1 protein-coding gene is annotated in these 1798 nt (G+C 59.5%); it reads left to right on the top strand.

Translation table 11 applies throughout. The features are described from left to right. Positions 1–201: 201 nt before the first annotated feature. Positions 202–1602, top strand: a complete 1401-nt coding sequence (locus GPK42_RS09950) for a phosphoglucomutase/phosphomannomutase family protein (protein WP_338404359.1) — start codon at positions 202–204, stop codon at positions 1600–1602. Positions 1603–1798 lie beyond the last annotated feature (196 nt).

Below are 1798 nucleotides of genomic sequence, written 5' to 3'. Positions count from 1 at the left end.
CCCGCGCCTTTAGACGCGAGCCCGGGGCCCGTGGGTTATACCCTAAGAGCAAACCACCCTTTTTAAGGGTGGTTCTGATTGCTTGCATGTCCTCGGCAGCATTTGCCCAAATGGTGAATGCTGGTGCCGGCAGGTTGCCGAGTGCATGTTGCGGGTATACCCCATGCGTACCATGATCCAAACACTGTGAGGTGTCTGCGCGTGTGCGCGATAATTCATTTTGGAACTGACGGTTGGCGCGCTCGCGTCGATGAGGACTTCACTGCCGATAACGTTGCTCGTATCGCCGATGCCGTCGGCGAGTTGTGGCAAAAGACCAATCCGGGCAAAACAGTATATATAGGGTTCGACACCCGGCCCCTGGCGAGCGAGTTCGCTGAACTTGCGGCGGGCGTGCTAGCAGCGCACGGGCTGGACGCCGTGCTCGCTTCGCGACCTGTTCCGACCCCTGCCCTTACGTGGGCGGCGGCTTATGACGGTGAGGCGTGCGGCGCGCTCATGGTGACGGGGTCCCATCATCCGCAGGGTTATCTGTGCCTCAAGATTCGCATGGGTGACGGCTCAACCGCCAACCAGGATGTCATCGAAGAGCTCGAAGAGACCATGGCTCCCGAGCCAATGGGGATCGAGGGGCAATATCACACCGCGGATATCATTCCTGACTATATGCAGGCGGTGGCATCATTTGTCGATGCCGAAGCCATCCGCGCCGCGCACCTGCGCGTGGTTGTCGATCCCATGGGCGGCGCAGCCCAGGGCTATCTAGCCGACTTGCTGCGCGAGCTTGGCGTTGAGGCGCACGAGATTCACGCCGGGCAGGCGTCTGACCAAGAAGATATCTGTCCCGACCCCGTTGAACCTTGGGTGGACGCTTGCGAGCGCACGGTTATCGAGGACGGAGCTTGCGCTGGCCTGGTGACCGACGGCGACGCCGACCGTATCGGCGCGGTTGACGAGCGCGGCAGATATATACATCCGCATCAGATCATGGCGCTCGTTTTGGGCGACTTGGTTCAATTTCGTAATTTGGAGGGGCGCGTCGTCGTCAATCTTTCATGCTCGACGCTCGTACGTCGCATTGCCGAGGCGCTTGGCTGCCGCGTGACCGTCAAACCAGTCGGTTTCAAATATATAGCGGCGGAGATGAAGAAGGGCGGCGTCCTCATAGGCGGCGAAGAAGCCGGTGGTATCGGCATCGCCGCGCATATGCCCGAGCGCGATGGAATCCTCGCCTGTCTGATTCTGTGTGAGCTTATGGCAAAGACGGACGCGCCTTTGGGCGTTCTGGTCGACCAACTCGAGGACAGTTTTGGTAAGACGAGTTACGGTCGACGCGATTTGCGCCTTGAGGCCGAAGATGCCGAAACGTTACGAACCCTGCTGCCGGGCGTAAACCCCAAGTCGATTTGTGGCAAGGTGCCGCAAAACGTTAGTCATATGGACGGCTTGCGTCTGTCATTCGAGGATGACACGTGGCTGCTGGTCCGTCCTAGCGGGACCGAACCAGTGGTGCGCGTCTACGCCGAGGGGTTCTCGGTGGAAGAACGTGATGAGTTGCTCGATGCTGGCTGTGCTTTAGCTAGGGGGACGTATCCGCTTTAACCATGAGACTGCCTTATATAAAGAGATGCTCGGCGAGCGGTAGTTAACGGCTGGCAAACGTTAGTCGGATCTCAAGATGTGTAGGAAATGTGTACGCCCAGATTCCCGCCCACGGGGCCCCTCCGGTCTGGCAATATATCTCCTTGCCGCGCGGCCCGGTCGGACCGGATCAGCCGCGGGGCGTGCACCTTGAGAA

The sequence above is a fragment of the Collinsella aerofaciens genome (assembly GCF_018785265.1).
Classification (GTDB): Bacteria; Actinomycetota; Coriobacteriia; order Coriobacteriales; family Coriobacteriaceae; genus Collinsella; species Collinsella aerofaciens_AI.
The sequence above is the reverse complement of the archived record's forward strand: the minus strand, read 5'-3'. Positions and strand labels throughout refer to the sequence as shown.